Annotated in this window: 13 protein-coding genes; 11 read left to right on the top strand and 2 right to left on the bottom strand. The window is 63.5% G+C overall.

Translation table 11 applies throughout. The features are described 5' to 3' along the window. The first annotated feature begins 264 nt into the window (after positions 1-264). From tcyJ to HU770_RS20150, 9 genes are all read left to right on the top strand, one after another. Positions 265-1,059, top strand: a complete 795-nt coding sequence (gene tcyJ / locus HU770_RS20190; protein WP_095064963.1) for a cystine ABC transporter substrate-binding protein — start codon at positions 265-267, stop codon at positions 1,057-1,059. Next, entirely contained in the window at positions 1,056-1,724 is a 669-nt protein-coding gene (gene tcyL, locus HU770_RS20185) for a cystine ABC transporter permease (RefSeq protein ID WP_033703258.1), read from the top strand. The genes tcyJ and tcyL overlap by 4 nt, the downstream gene beginning before the upstream one ends. 2 nt (positions 1,725-1,726) lie before the next feature. After that, the gene (gene tcyN, locus HU770_RS20180) at positions 1,727-2,485 is read left to right on the top strand and encodes an L-cystine ABC transporter ATP-binding protein TcyN (RefSeq protein ID WP_186660463.1); all 759 of its coding nucleotides are present in this window, start codon (positions 1,727-1,729) and stop codon (positions 2,483-2,485) included. A gap of 266 nt (positions 2,486-2,751) precedes the next feature. Next, on the top strand, positions 2,752-3,993 hold the full coding sequence (locus HU770_RS20175; RefSeq protein ID WP_186665167.1) for an SfnB family sulfur acquisition oxidoreductase: 1,242 nt from the start codon (positions 2,752-2,754) through the stop codon (positions 3,991-3,993). Between the two features lie 137 nt (positions 3,994-4,130). Continuing rightward, on the top strand, positions 4,131-5,312 hold the full coding sequence (locus HU770_RS20170; RefSeq protein WP_186665158.1) for an SfnB family sulfur acquisition oxidoreductase: 1,182 nt from the start codon (positions 4,131-4,133) through the stop codon (positions 5,310-5,312). Further along, positions 5,312-6,703: an LLM class flavin-dependent oxidoreductase gene (locus tag HU770_RS20165; RefSeq protein WP_186665156.1), complete on the top strand. Its 1,392-nt coding sequence runs from the start codon at positions 5,312-5,314 to the stop codon at positions 6,701-6,703. The genes HU770_RS20170 and HU770_RS20165 overlap by 1 nt, the downstream gene beginning before the upstream one ends. Beyond that, complete coding sequence (locus HU770_RS20160; RefSeq protein ID WP_186660471.1) at positions 6,696-7,496, top strand: MetQ/NlpA family ABC transporter substrate-binding protein; 801 nt, start codon at positions 6,696-6,698, stop codon at positions 7,494-7,496. The genes HU770_RS20165 and HU770_RS20160 overlap by 8 nt, the downstream gene beginning before the upstream one ends. Before the next feature lies 1 nt (position 7,497). Then, positions 7,498-8,607, top strand: a complete 1,110-nt coding sequence (locus HU770_RS20155; protein WP_186665154.1) for an ATP-binding cassette domain-containing protein — start codon at positions 7,498-7,500, stop codon at positions 8,605-8,607. Then, a complete protein-coding gene (locus HU770_RS20150; protein ID WP_186665145.1) occupies positions 8,597-9,241 on the top strand; it encodes a methionine ABC transporter permease in 645 nt (214 codons plus the stop codon). Before HU770_RS20155 ends, HU770_RS20150 begins: the two co-directional genes overlap by 11 nt. A 47-nt stretch (positions 9,242-9,288) precedes the next feature. Here HU770_RS20150 and dibA read toward each other — a convergent pair whose 3' ends face one another. Next, on the bottom strand, positions 9,289-11,184 hold the full coding sequence (gene dibA, locus HU770_RS20145; protein WP_186665143.1) for a phosphodiesterase DibA: 1,896 nt from the start codon (positions 11,182-11,184) through the stop codon (positions 9,289-9,291). Between the two features lie 147 nt (positions 11,185-11,331). Here dibA and desA point away from each other — a divergent pair, with 147 nt between their 5' ends. Then, positions 11,332-12,516: a delta-9 fatty acid desaturase DesA gene (gene desA, locus HU770_RS20140; protein WP_047582890.1), complete on the top strand. Its 1,185-nt coding sequence runs from the start codon at positions 11,332-11,334 to the stop codon at positions 12,514-12,516. A 100-nt stretch (positions 12,517-12,616) separates the two neighbouring features. Beyond that, complete coding sequence (locus HU770_RS20135; protein WP_186665140.1) at positions 12,617-13,648, top strand: sensor domain-containing diguanylate cyclase; 1,032 nt, start codon at positions 12,617-12,619, stop codon at positions 13,646-13,648. Positions 13,649-14,117: 469 nt separating this feature from the next. On the opposite strand, the gene HU770_RS20130 is transcribed toward HU770_RS20135, so the two are convergent. Beyond that, entirely contained in the window at positions 14,118-15,380 is a 1,263-nt protein-coding gene (locus tag HU770_RS20130; RefSeq protein ID WP_186665138.1) for a response regulator, read from the bottom strand. Positions 15,381-15,503: the final 123 nt, after the last annotated feature.

The raw sequence follows: 15,503 nt of genomic DNA, 5'->3' as shown, positions 1-15,503 counted from the left end.
TCCTGCCTGGGGCCAATCTGTCGTTATGCAATCCACTCTACGGCAAATCCATCCCTTGGAAAAAACAACGCTTTATTCCATCCTGCGCTAAGTAGGGCATAAGCCGCGATGACGGCGCCAGCATCCTGGCCTAACCTCAAAGCTGACCTACCTCGACAGAAAAACAAAAAAGGAATAATAAGATAATTTTTTATTATTTCCTGGCCTAAGCGGCCAACTCTATAGTCGCCACCCACCACTTCCACAACAAGCGCGGGGCCTGACATGTCGAAATTCGCCAAACCGCTACTCAACGCCAGCCTGGCCATCCTGCTGGGTGCCGGCCTGCTCAGCCAGGCGTTCGCCGGCGAGCAATTGAAAACCATCCAGGAAAAGGGCGTGATCAACGTCGGTCTGGAGGGCACCTACCCGCCCTTCAGCTTCCAGGACGAAAACGGCAAGCTGAGCGGCTTCGAAGTCGAGCTTTCCGAGCTGCTGGCCAAGGAGCTGGGGGTCAAGGCCAAGGTTCAACCGACCAAATGGGATGGCATCCTCGCGGCACTGGAGTCCAAGCGGCTGGATGTGGTGATCAACCAGGTGACCATTTCCGAAGAGCGCAAGAAGAAGTACGACTTCTCCGAGCCCTACACCGTCTCTGGCATTCAGGCGCTGATCCTGAAGAAGAAGGCCGAACAGCTGAACATCAAGACCGCGCAGGACCTGGCAGGCAAGAAGGTCGGCGTGGGCCTGGGCACCAACTACGAACAATGGGTGAAGCAGGACGTGCCGAAAGCGGACGTGCGCACCTACGAGGATGACCCGAGCAAGTTCGCCGACCTGCGCAACGGCCGCATCGACGCCATCCTGATCGACCGCCTGGCCGCGTTGGAATACGCGCAAAAAGCCAAGGACACGGAACTGGCCGGTGACGCCTTCTCGCGTCTGGAAAGCGGCGTGGCCCTGCGCAAGGGCGAGCCTGAACTGCTGGCGGCCATCAACAAGGCCATCGACAAGCTCAAAGCCGACGGCACGTTGGCCAAGCTGTCGGAAAAATACTTCGGTGCCGATGTCACCAAATGATCGCTGAAAGCCTGCAACTCGTTGTCGATTCCACGCCCTTCCTGCTGAAGGGCGCGGGTTATACGGTGCTGCTCAGTGTCGGCGGCATGTTCTTCGGCCTGGTGCTGGGCTTTGCCCTGGCCCTGATGCGGCTGTCGAAGATCCTGCCGCTGGACTGGCTGGCACGCATCTACGTGTCGTTCTTCCGGGGCACGCCGCTGCTGGTGCAGCTGTTCGTGATCTACTTCGGCATGCCGCAGATCGGTATCGAACTCGACCCGATCCCGGCCTCGCTGATCGGCCTGTCGCTGAACATGGCCGCCTATATCTGCGAAATCCTGCGGGCGGCGATTTCCTCGATCGACCGTGGCCAGTGGGAGGCCGCCGCCAGCATTGGCATGACCCGCACCCAGGCCATGCGCCGGGCAATCTTGCCGCAGGCTTTGCGCACAGCCTTGCCGCCGCTGGGCAACAGCTTCATCTCGCTAGTCAAGGACACCGCCCTGGCGGCGACCATTCAGGTGCCCGAGCTGTTCCGCCAGGCCCAGCTGATTACTGCGCGCACCTTCGAAGTCTTCACCATGTACCTGGCTGTGGCCGTTATCTACTGGATACTCTGCAGTATCCTCGCGCACTTCCAGAACCGCATGGAAGCGCGGGTCAACCAACATGACCAGGAGCACTGAGCATGATCGTAGTCAAGGGCCTGTCCAAGCAGTTCAAGGGCCAGACCGTGCTCAACGGCATCGACCTTACCGTGCAGCCGGGCGAAGTGGTCGCCATCATCGGCCCCAGCGGCTCTGGCAAGACCACCTTCCTGCGCTGCCTGAACCTGCTGGAAACCCCCGACGCGGGGCAGATCCAGATCGGCGCCATCAGCATCGATGCCAATCGCCCGCTGGGCGGTCAGCAAAGTGCGATCCGCCGGTTGCGCCAGCAGGCCGGGTTCGTGTTCCAGAACTTCAACCTGTTCCCGCACCGCACTGCCCTGGAGAACGTGATCGAGGGGCCGGTGATCGTCAAGAAAACGCCCCGCGACCAAGCCGTGGCACTGGGGCGCAAGCTGTTGGCCAAGGTCGGCCTGGCGGGCAAGGAAGACGCCTACCCCCGGCGCCTGTCCGGTGGCCAGCAGCAGCGGGTAGCCATTGCCCGTGCCCTGGCCATGGAGCCTGAGGTGATCCTGTTCGACGAACCCACCTCGGCGCTCGACCCCGAGCTGGTCGGTGAAGTGCTCGCCACCATCCGCGGCCTCGCCGAAGAGAAGCGCACCATGATCATCGTCACCCACGAGATGAGCTTTGCGCGGGATGTGGCGAACCGGGTGATCTTCTTCGACAAGGGGGTGATCGTCGAGCAGGGCGAGGCCAAGGCGTTGTTTGCCGCGCCCAAGGAAGAACGTACTCGGCAGTTCTTGCGCAAGTTTCTCGGTACTGCGGCTTCCGAGTAAGCCTGCACCGACCTCTTCGCGGGTTTGCCCGCGATAGGGGCCGGCACACCCTGTGTACCTCTCAACTTCTATATATATTCCAAAAGGTTAGTTCATAATCTTTTAATAAGCCATTAGGGTATATACACCGGACCACCGGACCAGCAAACGTCTGTCGCCATCAGCTGAAGCGACACAACTACTTTTGTGAGGTTAGGAATGGTCAGGATCACAATCACCCCAGTGCGTATCGCCAGGGCATTGAGTGCAGCCAAGGAGCGGTACTGATGTCCAGCCAGCCAAATACCCTTTTCCACAGCGACCTCGACAGCTCGCCCCTGCTGCTGCCAGCCAAGGTGCTGCGCAACGACGCCGAAGCCCTGCAAGCTGCTCGCGAGCTGGCCGATGTGGCCCGTGAGCAGGCCGCGCGCCGCGACCAGCAACGCAAGCTGCCATGGGCAGAGATCGAGCAGTTCACCCGCAGCGGCTTGGGCAGCATCAGCGTACCCAAGGCCCACGGCGGACCTGATGTCTCGTTCGAAACCGTCGCCGAAGTATTCCGCCTGATCAGTGCCGCCGACCCGGCCCTGGGGCAGATCCCGCAGAATCAGTTCGGCATGCTGCAGTTGCTGCGCCTGACGGCCACCGAGGCACAGCAGGCGGTGATCTTCCGCAGCGTGCTGGACGGCTGGCGCATCGGCAACGCCGGCCCCGAGCGCGGCACCAAAGACACCCTGAGCCTGAAGGCGAAGATCACCCTCACGGGCGACGGCTATCGCATCAGTGGCGAAAAGTTCTACTCCACCGGTGCCCTGTTCGCCCACTGGGTGGCGGTCAAGGCGCTGGATGACGAGGGCCGCCAGCGCCTGGCCTTCGTCCGCCGTGGCAGCCCGGGCCTGCGCATCGTCGATGACTGGTCCGGGTTCGGCCAACGCACCACTGCCAGCGGCACCGTGCTGCTTGACCAGGTGCCGGTGGACGCGGAACTGGTGATCGACAACTGGCGCCAGCGTGACATCCCCAATATCCAGGGGGCAGCCTCGCAGTTGATCCAGGCCGCCATCGACGCCGGCATCGCCGAAGCAGCCATCGAAGAGGCCATCCGCTTTGTGCGGGAGAAGTCGCGGCCGTGGATCGAGGCCAAGGTCGAGCGCGCCAGCGACGACCCGTATGTGATTGCCGATATCGGCCGCCTCAAGCTTGAGCTGCACGCTGCCGAGGCGCTGCTGCGCAAGGCGGCGCGGGTACTCGATGAGGTCAATGCAGCGCCAGTGGACGCAACCGCTGCGGCCCGCGCTTCGATCGCCGTGGCCGAGGCCAAGGTGTTGACCACCGAAATCAGCCTGCAGGCCAGCGAGAAGCTGTTCGAGCTGGCCGGCAGCCGCGCCACCCTTGCTGAGTTCAACCTCGACCGCCACTGGCGCAATGCCCGGGTGCACACCCTGCATGACCCGGTGCGCTGGAAGTACCACGCGGTGGGGGCCTACCACCTCAACGGCACCCTGCCTGCTCGGCATTCCTGGATCTGATTTTTTGGCCCTGGGGGCTGCTGTGCAGCCCTTTCGCGACGCAAGGCCGCTCCTACAGACAGCCCCCGATCCCTGTAGGAGCGGCCTTGCGTCGCGAAAGGGCCGCGAAGCGGCCCCAAAGGCCCCGGAGAAACACCATGACCACAAACATCATCACCCACGACACCCAAGCCCTGGCCATCGCCGAAGACATCGCCCAGCAACTGCGCCGCGACAGCGCCCTGCGCGACCGCGAGCGCCGCCTGCCCCTCGCCGAGCTCGACCTGTTCACCCGCTCTGGCCTGTGGGCCATCAGCGTACCCAAGGCCTTTGGCGGCGCCGGTGTCTCCAACGTTACCCTGGCCAAGGTCATCGCCCGCATTGCCCAGGCCGACGCCTCGCTCGGGCAAATACCGCAAAACCATTTCTACGCCCTGGAAGTGCTGCGCGTAAACGGCAGCCCCGAGCAGCAACAGCGCCTGTACGCCGAAGTGCTGGCGGGCCGGCGCTTCGGCAATGCCTTGGCCGAGCTGGGCACGAAAACCGCCAACGACCGCACCACCCGCCTGACCCGAGATGGCGACGGCTTTCGTATCAATGGCCGCAAGTTCTACGCCACCGGCGCCCTTTACGCCCAGCGCATCCCCACCTCGGTGATCGACGAAGACGGCGTGCAGCAACTGGCCTTCGTCCCCGCCGACAGCCAGGGCCTGCAGGTGATCGACGACTGGAGCGGTTTTGGCCAGCGCACCACCGGCAGTGGCTCGGTGGTATTCGACAACGTGTGGGTGCGCACCGAAGACGTCGTGCCGTTCCAGAGCGCCTTCGAACGCCCGACCCCGGTCGGCCCACTGGCACAGATCCTCCACGCTGCCATCGACACCGGCATCGCCCGCGCCGCCTACGAGGATGCCCTGCACTTCGTGCGCACCCGCAGCCGCCCCTGGGTCGACTCGGGCCTGGACAAGGCCAGCGAAGACCCACTGACCCTGAAAAGCTTCGGCCAGCTCGCAATCCGCCTGCACGCCACCGAAGCCCTGCTGGAACGCGCGGGCGAATACCTCGACCACGCCCAGCAGGACAGCAGCGCCGACAACGTCGCCGCCGCCTCCATCGCCGTGGCCGAAGCACGCGCCATCAGCACCGAAATCTCCCTTGCCGCCGGTACCACGCTGTTCGAACTGGCCGGCAGCCAGGCCACCCTGGCCGAGCACAACCTCGACCGCCACTGGCGCAACGCCCGGGTGCACACCCTGCACGACCCGGTGCGCTGGAAGTACCACGCCATCGGCAACTACTACCTCAACAACGAAAACCCGCCGCGCCGGGGGACCATCTGATGGCCAAGCAGATGCTGCTCAATGCCTTCAACATGAACTGCATCGGGCATATCAACCATGGCCTGTGGACCCACCCGCGGGACACCTCGACCCAGTACAAGACCCTCGCGTACTGGACCGACCTGGCCCGCCTGCTGGAACGGGGGCTGTTCGACGGGCTGTTCATCGCCGACATCGTCGGCACCTACGATATTTATGGCCAGTCGCTGGAGGTGACCCTCAAGGAGTCGATCCAGCTGCCGGTCAACGACCCCTTGCTGCTGGTTTCGGCCATGGCCGCAGTCACCCGCCACCTGGGCTTCGGCCTTACCGCCAACCTCACGTACGAAGCGCCCTACCTGTTCGCCCGCCGCCTCTCCACCCTCGACCACCTGAGTAATGGCCGGGTCGGCTGGAACATCGTCACCGGCTACCTCGACAGCGCTGCCCGCGCCATGGGCCTGGCGCAGCAACCCGAGCACGACCGCCGCTACGACCAGGCCGACGAATACCTGCAGGTGCTGTACAAACTGCTCGAAGGTAGCTGGGCCGACGATGCCGTGGTCGCCGACCGCGAGCAGCGCATCTACGCCCAGCCCGACAAGGTGCGCAAGGTCAGCCACCACGGCGAGTTCTACAACGTCGAGGGCTACCACCTGAGCGAGCCGTCACCGCAGCGCACACCGGTGCTGTTCCAGGCGGGCAGCTCCACGCGTGGCCTGGCGTTCGCCGGCAACCATGCCGAATGCGTGTTCATCAGCGGCCAGGACAAAACCGCCACCCGCGCCCAGGTCGACAAGGTACGCGCCGCCGCCCAGGCAGCCGGCCGCGACCCGCAGGCCATCAAGGTGTTCATGGGCATCACGGTGATCGTTGCCGCCACCGAGCAACAGGCCCAGGCCAAGCATGCCGAGTACCTGCGTCATGCCAGCCCAGAGGCTGGCGTTGCGCACTTCGCCGCCTCCACCGGCATCGATTTTGCGGCCTTTGGGCTGGACGAGCCGATCGGTTTCAGCAAGGGCAACGCCATTCAGTCGGCCACCCGCCAGCTGCAGGAAAACGCCTGGACCCGCCGCCGTCTGCTTGAGCAACACGCCCTGGGCGGCCGCTACGTGACCTTGGTCGGCACACCCGAGCAGGTCGCCGATGCGTTGATCGCCTGGCTCGACGAAACCGGGCTGGACGGCTTCAACCTGACCCGCACCGTCACCCCGGAAAGCTTTGAAGACTTCATCGACCTGGTCATCCCGCAACTGCAACAGCGTGGCCGTTACAAGACCGCCTACGCCGAAGGCACCCTGCGCGCGAAGCTGTTCGACACCGACCACCCGCACCTGCCCGCCAGCCACCCCGGCTCGGCCTACCGCTTCACCCCAACCCCTGCCCCGATTGGAGCCTTGCACCATGCTTGAGAAACTGTTCCGGCCCGTCGCGGCCATGGCCTTCACCCTCGGCCTGTACGCCAGCGCGATCGCCGCCGAGCCCTTGAAGATCGGCACCACCTCAGCCTTCGCCATCCCACTGGAAGCCGCCGTGGAAGAGGCTCACAAGCAGGGCCTGGAGGTGAAGCTGATCGAGTTCAGCGACTGGATCGCACCCAATGTCAGCCTCAACAGCGGCGACATCGACGTGAACTACTTCCAGCACATCCCGTTCCTGGAAAACGCCAAGGCCGCCGCAGGCTTCAACCTGGTGCCTTACGCGCCGGGCATCATCAACAACGTCGGCTTGTACGCCAAGCGATACAAAAGCTTCGCCGAGCTTCCCGAAGGCGCCAGCGTGGCCATCGCCAACGACCCGATCAACAGCGGCCGTGGCCTGCAGCTGCTGGCCAAGGCCGGGCTGATCACGCTCAAGCCGGGGGTCGGCTACAAGGCCACCGAGGACGACATCGTCGCCAACCCCAAGAAACTGAAGATTCTGCAGGTCGAGGCGGTGCAACTGGTGCGCGCCTATGACGACGCCGACCTGGTCCAGGGCTACCCGGCCTACATCCGCCTGGCCAACACCTTCGACGCCACCTCGGCGCTGCTGTTCGACGGCCTGGAAAACAAGGAGTACGTGATCCAGTTCGTCATCCGTCCGCAAAACAAGGACGACCCCCGCCTGGCCAAGTTCGTCGACATCTACCAGCACTCGCCCGCCGTGCGCGCGGCGTTGAACAAAGCCCACGGCAACCTCTACCAGGCCGGTTGGGAGGGCTGACATGAGCCAGGCCAGCGCACTCAGGGCGCCGACACCACAACCATTGCCGCCAACGGCCAAGGAACAGGCCCTGCGCCCCGACGTCAATGAAGCCCATGTGCGCTTCATCGGCCTGGGCAAGACCTACCCTGGCCAGGCGCAGCCCGCCTTGCACGGCATCGACCTGAACATTCGCCGGGGTGAGATCTTCGGCATCATCGGCCGCAGCGGCGCCGGCAAGTCATCGCTGCTGCGTACCATCAACCGCCTGGAGCAGCCCAGCCAAGGCCGCGTGCTGATCGACCAGGTGGACATCGCGCCATTGGACGAGGACCGCCTGGTCACGCTGCGCCGTCGCATCGGCATGATCTTTCAGCACTTCAACCTGATGTCGGCCAAGACCGTGTGGCAGAACGTCGAGCTGCCGCTGAAGGTGGCCGGGGTGCCCAAGGCCGAACGCCAACGCAAGGTCCGCGAACTGCTGGAGCTGGTTGGCCTGCAGGAAAAGCACCAGGTCTACCCGGCGCAGCTTTCCGGCGGGCAGAAACAGCGGGTCGGTATTGCCCGGGCACTGGTGCACGACCCCGAGATCCTCTTGTGCGACGAGGCCACATCGGCACTGGACCCCGAAACCACGGCCTCGATCCTGGAGCTGCTGCGCGACATCAACCAGCGCCTGGGCCTGACCATCGTACTGATCACCCATGAGATGGCGGTGATCCGCGATATCTGCCACCGCGTGGTAGTACTGGAGCGTGGCGAAGTGGTCGAACAGGGCGAGGTCTGGCGGGTATTCGGGGCGCCACGTCACGAGGTGACCCGCACCTTGCTCGCGCCGTTGCAGGCCAAGCTGCCGGCTAGCTTGCAGGCCAGCCTCAAAGCCAGCCCGGTGAGCTGCGACAGCGCCGTGGTACTCAAGCTGACCCTGCTCGGCGAGCCGGAGCTATCGGCCCTGTTCAACGACCTGGGCGGGCGTGTACGCCTGCTGCAAGGGGGTGTTGAAACCATCGGTGAGCATGCGCTCGGGCAGTTGATCCTGTCGGTGCAGCACTCGCCACACGAAACCCACCAGTTGCTGGCGCGCGCCCGCCGTTGGGCCGAAGACGTGGAGGTATTGGGCCATGTGGTTTGATCGCCTGCTTGAAGGCTTGCTCGATACCCTGCTGATGGTCGGCGTGTCTTCGCTGATCGCCCTGTTGGTCGGGGTACCGATGGCGGTGCTGCTGGTCACCAGCGACAAAGGCGGGATATTCGAGGCGCGCCTGCTTAACCGGGTGTTGGGCGCGTTCGTCAACCTGTTCCGCTCGATCCCGTTTCTGATCCTGATGGTCGCGCTGATACCCTTCACCCGCCTGCTGGTCGGTACTACCTACGGCGTGTGGGCGGCCGTGGTACCGCTGACCATCGCCGCCACACCCTTCTTTGCACGCATTGCCGAAGTGAGCTTGCGCGAAGTCGACCATGGCTTGGTCGAAGCCGCGCAAGCCATGGGCTGCCGGCGCTGGCACATCGTCTGGCATGTGCTGTTGCCCGAAGCGCTGCCGGGCATCGTCGGCGGGTTCACCATCACCCTGGTGACCTTGATCAACTCGTCGGCCATGGCCGGGGCGATTGGCGCCGGTGGGCTGGGGGATATTGCCTATCGCTATGGGTACCAGCGCTTTGACAGCCAGGTCATGCTGACCGTGATTGCCATGCTGGTCGCGCTGGTGGCGGTGATTCAGCTGGGTGGGGATCGGTTGGCGAAGGGGTTGAACAAGCGGTGAGCCATTTGGGGGCCGCTGTGCGGCCCCAAGATCATACGGGCACCACCTCACTCCCAATCCAAATCCCCAGCCGGCATCGGCCGCCCAAACCAGTACCCCTGCCCCAACTGACACTGTTCCTGCAGCAAAAAGCTGGCCTGCTCCTGCTGCTCGATGCCCTCGGCATGCACCTGCATGCCCATGCTGCGGGCCAGGGCGATGATCACCCGCACAATCGCAATGTCATCGTCGTCATGCGGCAACCCGGCGACAAAACCCTGGTCGATCTTCAACTTCTGCACCGGCAAGCGCTTGAGGCGCAGCAGCGACGAATAGCCTGTACCGAAATCGTCGATAGCCAAGGTGACCCCCAGCTCACGCAAGCGATGCAGTTGCTCCAGCGCCACTTCCGGGTCTTCCATCACTGCGCTTTCGGTCACTTCCAGTTCGAGCAACGCCGGGTCAAGGCCGGTTTCGTGCAACACCTCGGCCACCTGCCGATACAGCGCGTGCTGGCCAAACAGGCGGCTTGAGATATTCACCGCCACAAAGGCCATTTGCCGGCCTTCACGCTGCCACTGCACCATCTGCCGACACGCCTGGCGCAGCACCCAGGCGTCGATCTCGGCAATCAGCCCGGTGCGTTCGGCGATCGGGATGAATTCGCTCGGGGGCACAAGGCCGCGTTGCGGATGCTGCCAGCGTACCAGCGTCTCGACCCCAACCCGCTTCGCCGTGGCCAGGTCGTGCACCGGCTGGAAGTACGCCCGCAGTTCGTCCTGCTCCAGCGCCCGGCGCAGCTCCCCGGCGGTTTCCACCCGGTGCTGGGCGTGCGCGGTCAGCTCCTCGGTGTACAGCGCATAGCAGGCGCGCCCGCTGCTCTTGGCCTTGAACAGCGCCGAGTCGGCGTTACGCAGCAGCTGCTCGGCGCTCAAGGCATCGCTGGGGAACAGGCCGATGCCCACGCTGACACTGATGAACAGGCGATGCCCATCAAACACGAACGGCTCGCGCATACGCTCGATGATGCGCTGCGCCAGCTTGCCGGCCTGGCCGACCTGCTGGCAGTTCTCGGCCAGCACACCGAACTCGTCGCCGCCCAGGCGCGCCAGGGTCACACCGCTGCCCACCACCTCACCCAGGCGCTCGCCCACCAGCTTGAGCAACTGATCGCCAATGGTGTGGCCAAGCCCGTCGTTGATGCTCTGGAAATGGTCCAGGTCGAGCAGCAGCAAGCCGCAACCGCGCTTGTTGGCTTGCGCCGTCACCAGTGCCTGTTCGACGCGGTCGGTGAACAGCAAGCGGTTGGGCAGGCCGGTCAGCGGGTCGTGATGCGCCAGGTAGGCCAGCTCTTGCTCGGTATGCTTGATCGCGCTGATGTCGCTGAACACCGCCACGTAATGGCTCAGCTCGCCGGCGTCATCGTGTATGGCACGGATGGTTTGCCATTGCGGGTAGATCTCGCCACTTTTGCGGCGGTTCCAGATCTCGCCGCTCCACTCGCCCTTCTCGGCCAGGGTGGCGAAGATCTGCTGATAGAACGCCACGCCATGGCGGCCCGACTTGAACTTGTTCGGGCGCTGGCCAACGACCTCGTCCTGCTGGTAGCCGGTGATGCGCATGAAGGCGCGGTTGACGTGCACGATCAAGCCTTGGCGGTCGGTCACCAGTACGCCTTCGAGGGTACTGTCGAACACCGCCGCCGCCATGCGCAGCCGCTCGCGGTCCTCGCCGCGCAGACGCACGCCGATGCCGATGAAATTCAGCAGCCGCGCGCGCGAAACGAAGATCAGCACCGCGCTGAACATCACCCAGATAACCACATTGATCTGCTGCCCCACGGTCAGCGCCAGCGGGTCGTCAGTCATCCCCTGCAGCAGCACTTGGGCCAGCACCAGCCAGAGGATCGACAGCACCACGTAGAGCGCTGCCATGCGCAAGGCGTCGCGAACGGAAACAGACATGTCGGGGGGAGTGGCCCTTGAACGAAGATCAGGCATTATAAAGGTTGAAACATGTCGTGACGTCCTATCTGAATGGGTGACTGGTTTTATTTCCCTGCCAAGGGATAATCATGCCCTTCCCCTGTGTTCTCGAGGGTTTTAACACCTATGTGGTACAACGGCCTGCTCGACTTGTCGGCCTGGCAACTGGTCGGCATCACACTGCTGATGACCCATGTGACCATCGTCAGCGTCACGGTTTACCTGCATCGCTACTCCGCGCACCGGGCCTTGGAGCTCAATGGCGCGCTCAAGCACTTCTTCCGCTTCTGGCTGTGGCTGACCACGGCGCAGAACACCCGCGAGTGGACTGCCGTCCACCGCAAGCACCACGCCAAGTGCGAAACCCCGGACGACCCGCACAGCCCGGTACACAAGGGCTTGAGCACGGTCCTGCGCAAAGGCGCCGAACTCTACCGCGAAGAGGCGCGCAACCCCGAAACCTTGCGCATCTACGGCAAGAACTGCCCGGACGACTGGATCGAGCGCAACCTCTACTCGCGCTACAAGCTGGGCGGCATTGCCCTGCTGGCAGTGATCGACCTGCTGCTGTTCGGCACCCTCGGCATCACCGTCTGGGCGGTGCAGATGATGTGGATTCCGTTCTGGGCTGCCGGTGTGGTCAACGGCCTTGGCCATGCGGTGGGCTACCGCAATTTCGAATGCCGTGACGCTGCCACCAACCTGGTGCCGTGGGGCATCGTCATCGGTGGCGAAGAGCTGCACAACAACCACCACACCTACCCCAACTCGGCCAAGCTCTCGGTCAAGCGCTGGGAGTTCGACATGGGCTGGGCCTGGATCCGCCTGTTCTGCATGTTGCGCCTGGCCAAGGTGCAGCGCGTGGCACCGATCGCCCACCGGGTAGAAGGCAAGGCCAACCTGGACATGGACACCGCCATGGCCATCCTCAACAACCGCTTCCAGATCATGGCCCAGTACCGCAAGCTGGTGATCGGCCCGCTGGTCCAGCAGGAACTGGCCAAGGTCGATGCGTCGGTACGCCACCGCTTCCGCCGCGCCAAGCGCCTGCTGTCGCGCGAGACCAGCCTGCTGGAAGACCGCCACCACGTACGCATCGAGTCGCTGCTCGCACACAGCCAGGCACTCAAGGTCATCTACGAAAAGCGCCTGGCCTTGCAGCAAATCTGGGCGCGCACCAGCGCAAATGGCCACGACATGCTCGCCGCCATGAAGGACTGGGTGCACGAGGCCGAAGCCAGCGGTATTCACGCCCTGCACGACTTCGCCGCACAGCTCAAGACCTACTCCCTGCGCCCGACTGGCGCCTGAAGGCCGTTGATCGGCACGCTCTTCTGGCAGGGCGTGCCGCTCGGAACTTCCCCCTCTGGTTTCGACTCCAACCCGGCACATCGCCCGCGTGGCGGGCCTGATGCTGGCCGCACGCTTCCTTGTCGAGACTCGCTCCGTGCACATGGCCAAAAAACTCCCAACATCCCTGCCCGGCACCCCACCTCCAGAAGCCGCCCAAACCTTGCTGGCCTTGCTTCACGCCCAAGGCGAAGTCGCGCGCCTGAGTGAGCGCGAACAGCTGTTCAGTTCATTGCTCGACAGCGTCAACGCCGTGCTTTGGGCGTTCGACTGGGAAGCCCGCCAGGTGCTGTACGTCAGCCCTGCCTACGAACGCATCTTTGGCCGCCCGGCCAGCCTGGTGCTGGCCGACTACAACGAGTGGCGCGACAGCATCTACCCCGACGACCTCGAATACGCCGAGCGCAGCCTGGCCCAGGTGCTGCTCAAAGGTTCGGTGGAAGACCGCGAGTACCGCATCCTCAATGCCGAAGGCCAGGTGCGCTGGCTGAGCGACAAGTGCTACATCAACCAGCAGCGCGAGGGCGAGCAGCGGGTGATCGTTGTCGGCATCGCCGAGGACATCACCGAGAAGAAGCAGCTTGAAGGCGAACTGCATCGCCTGGCCACCACCGACGTGCTGACCCAAAGCAGCAACCGCCGGCACTTCTTCGAATGCGCCCAACAGGCGTTCGACAGCGCCCGCGAGGACGGCACGCCCCTGGCATTCCTGCTGCTGGACATCGACGACTTCAAGCAGGTCAATGACAGTTACGGCCACCAGGAAGGCGACCAGGTACTGCAACGCATCGCTGACAGCGGCAAAGCCGTGCTACGCCGGGGCGACCAGTTCGGGCGTATTGGTGGCGAGGAGTTTGCGGCAGTGTTCCCTGGCTGCAATGCGCAGGTGGCAGAGCAGATTGCCGAGCGTTTGCAACGCGAGATCCAACGGCTGAGCTTCAGCCATGGCGATCACGAATATGGTGTGACCGTGAGCCAGGGGCTGACGGCGTTGAGCGACGAGGACGAGTCCCTGGACAGCCTGTTCGCCCGCGCCGATGCGGCGATGTACCGGGCCAAACGCCAGGGGAAGAACCAGATCGTACGGGGGTAGTTAGGTGAAAACTTTCTCGCCTGCGACACGCTCAGAGTCGCGATTGAAATTCCACAAAACAATACATAGATCGCTGTAGGAAACTTCTGAAAAACCAAGTCTATAAATATAACAACAAAAGTTCTTACAGTGATTCAGCGGTGTCGCGTGGGAAAAATCTAAAATTAATTCCTGAGCACCACTGAGCAAACAACTGCTTAATACCATGTGACATCATCAAGCCTGTCGTAAAGGTCTCTAGGTGACACATGGCTATCAAATTCGAGCCGAGGGTAGGGCAAATACTGGAATGCAATTATGGGGAGCTTCTCGATTATCGTGCCCACGTAGCCCTTAGAGGCACTTAGCGTTTTATTCCCCTTGAGGGACCTGCAAAACCCAGCCTAGGCTGGGTTTTGTCATTTCAGGCAGACCCCGAACGGGTGCAAGCGTGAACCCAGAGGGCGTTTCATGCGGCTTTCTCATGATCTCAGGTATCCGCCCCATTTTCGTTCACAGGTGATTCTTCACCCTGCGGCTTCACCTCAGGGTTTTCCACCTTGCGCAACCGGCTCAGCTCCGGCAAGCCGATCTTCAGCAGCCGCGCAGTCTTGTTACTGGCAACCGACTCCAACCCATGACCCGTCGGCAGCCGCGACAATTGCCCGGCCAGGTTCATCGCCAGGATCTCCCGCGAATACACGCCACCGCCCAGTTGGTAAACCGCCGCGATCAATTCGCGCAGCGCCAGTGGCAAGCGCCAGCGCGTGCGCAATGCCGAACCAAACGCTGCGCCGTACTCATCCAGTGACTGCTGCACCCTGCCCTCGTCCAGCTCCCCACCGGCCAGGCGCCACTCCTGCAGGCAACGCAACACCGCCAGGTCACCCAGGCAGTGCAGCAGCCCCGCGCAGTAGCAACGCCCTTCGTCCAGTTCGAGCATGCGCGCCAGGCTGCGACCGTATTCGGCACAGTGCAGCGAGAGGTTCCAGTAGTGGGCCGCATGCTGCGCCAGCAGCGGGTCACTCAGCCGTGCGCTGCGCTTGAGCGTCATGCCCAGGATCAGGTTCATGCTCTGGGTACTGCCAAGCTTGTTCAACGCCTGTAGCAGGGTCTGCACGGGCGCATCGCGGTGCAGGGCAGCGCTGTTGGCGGCGGCGATCAGCACCGCCGTGACCTGCGGGTCGTTGCGCACTTCCTCTTCGAGCACCTTCAGGTTCAGGCCCTGGGGGTTCAGCGCCCGCTTGATCGCCACCTGCACATCGGCCAGCAGCGGCCCACCATCGGCGGTAGCGCGGCGCTGTTCCAGGTAACCAGGCAGGCTGGCACCCGGCTGCAAGTGCGGCACCGGGCAGGCGATTTCCTCACCCACGGCCAGCAGCAGCTCTTCAAGGCGCTTGCGCAGGTTTTCCAGGTTCAGTGGCTTGCTCAGATAAGCCGTGGGGTGCAACGGCAACGCCTCGCGCACGCTGGCGCTGTCGCTGCGGTTGCTCATCAGAATGAACGGCAACCCAGGGCCCTTGGCGCGCACCTTGCGCAGCAGGTCGAGGCCATCGACGCCGGCCAGCTCACGCGCAGCGATGATCAGGTCGGGCTTGCTCGATAGCGCGGTCAGTGCCTGCGAGCCGTCGGCGCAGACCTGCAGCCGGGCGTCGCAGCGCACGCTGAGCAGCATCTCCTTGAGCATGTCACGCACCCACGGGTCGCCTTCGACTATCAATACGCAAGGTGGGGTGGGGTCTACAGCGCTCATGGCCAACTCCTGAATATCCCTGGCACGCAATCCGTCGCAGCTTCCTCGGCAAGTCCTGCGTCAACCATAGCGCCCCTCAGGTTTTCTGGGCACAAAAAAAACCCGCCGAAGCGGGTTTTTTCA

The sequence above is a fragment of the Pseudomonas sp. SWRI68 genome, assembly GCF_014269165.1.
Taxonomy (GTDB): Bacteria; Pseudomonadota; Gammaproteobacteria; order Pseudomonadales; family Pseudomonadaceae; genus Aquipseudomonas; species Aquipseudomonas capeferrum.
The sequence above is the reverse complement of the archived record's forward strand: the minus strand, read 5'-3'. Positions and strand labels throughout refer to the sequence as shown.

Bases quoted from the DNA above. Each gene is read 5' to 3' on its own strand.
- HU770_RS20165 (WP_186665156.1), top strand. From the start codon at position 5,312: ATGGCCAAGCAGATGCTGCTCAATGCCTTCAACATGAACTGCATCGGG.
- HU770_RS20155 (WP_186665154.1), top strand. From the start codon at position 7,498: ATGAGCCAGGCCAGCGCACTCAGGGCGCCGACACCACAACCATTGCCG.
- tcyN (WP_186660463.1), top strand. From the start codon at position 1,727: ATGATCGTAGTCAAGGGCCTGTCCAAGCAGTTCAAGGGCCAGACCGTG.
- HU770_RS20175 (WP_186665167.1), top strand. From the start codon at position 2,752: ATGTCCAGCCAGCCAAATACCCTTTTCCACAGCGACCTCGACAGCTCG.
- tcyJ (WP_095064963.1), top strand. From the start codon at position 265: ATGTCGAAATTCGCCAAACCGCTACTCAACGCCAGCCTGGCCATCCTG.
- HU770_RS20170 (WP_186665158.1), top strand. From the start codon at position 4,131: ATGACCACAAACATCATCACCCACGACACCCAAGCCCTGGCCATCGCC.
- tcyL (WP_033703258.1), top strand. From the start codon at position 1,056: ATGATCGCTGAAAGCCTGCAACTCGTTGTCGATTCCACGCCCTTCCTG.
- desA (WP_047582890.1), top strand. From the start codon at position 11,332: ATGTGGTACAACGGCCTGCTCGACTTGTCGGCCTGGCAACTGGTCGGC.
- dibA (WP_186665143.1), bottom strand. From the start codon at position 11,184: ATGTCTGTTTCCGTTCGCGACGCCTTGCGCATGGCAGCGCTCTACGTG.
- HU770_RS20135 (WP_186665140.1), top strand. From the start codon at position 12,617: ATGCTGGCCGCACGCTTCCTTGTCGAGACTCGCTCCGTGCACATGGCC.
- HU770_RS20160 (WP_186660471.1), top strand. From the start codon at position 6,696: ATGCTTGAGAAACTGTTCCGGCCCGTCGCGGCCATGGCCTTCACCCTC.
- HU770_RS20130 (WP_186665138.1), bottom strand. From the start codon at position 15,380: ATGAGCGCTGTAGACCCCACCCCACCTTGCGTATTGATAGTCGAAGGC.
- HU770_RS20150 (WP_186665145.1), top strand. From the start codon at position 8,597: ATGTGGTTTGATCGCCTGCTTGAAGGCTTGCTCGATACCCTGCTGATG.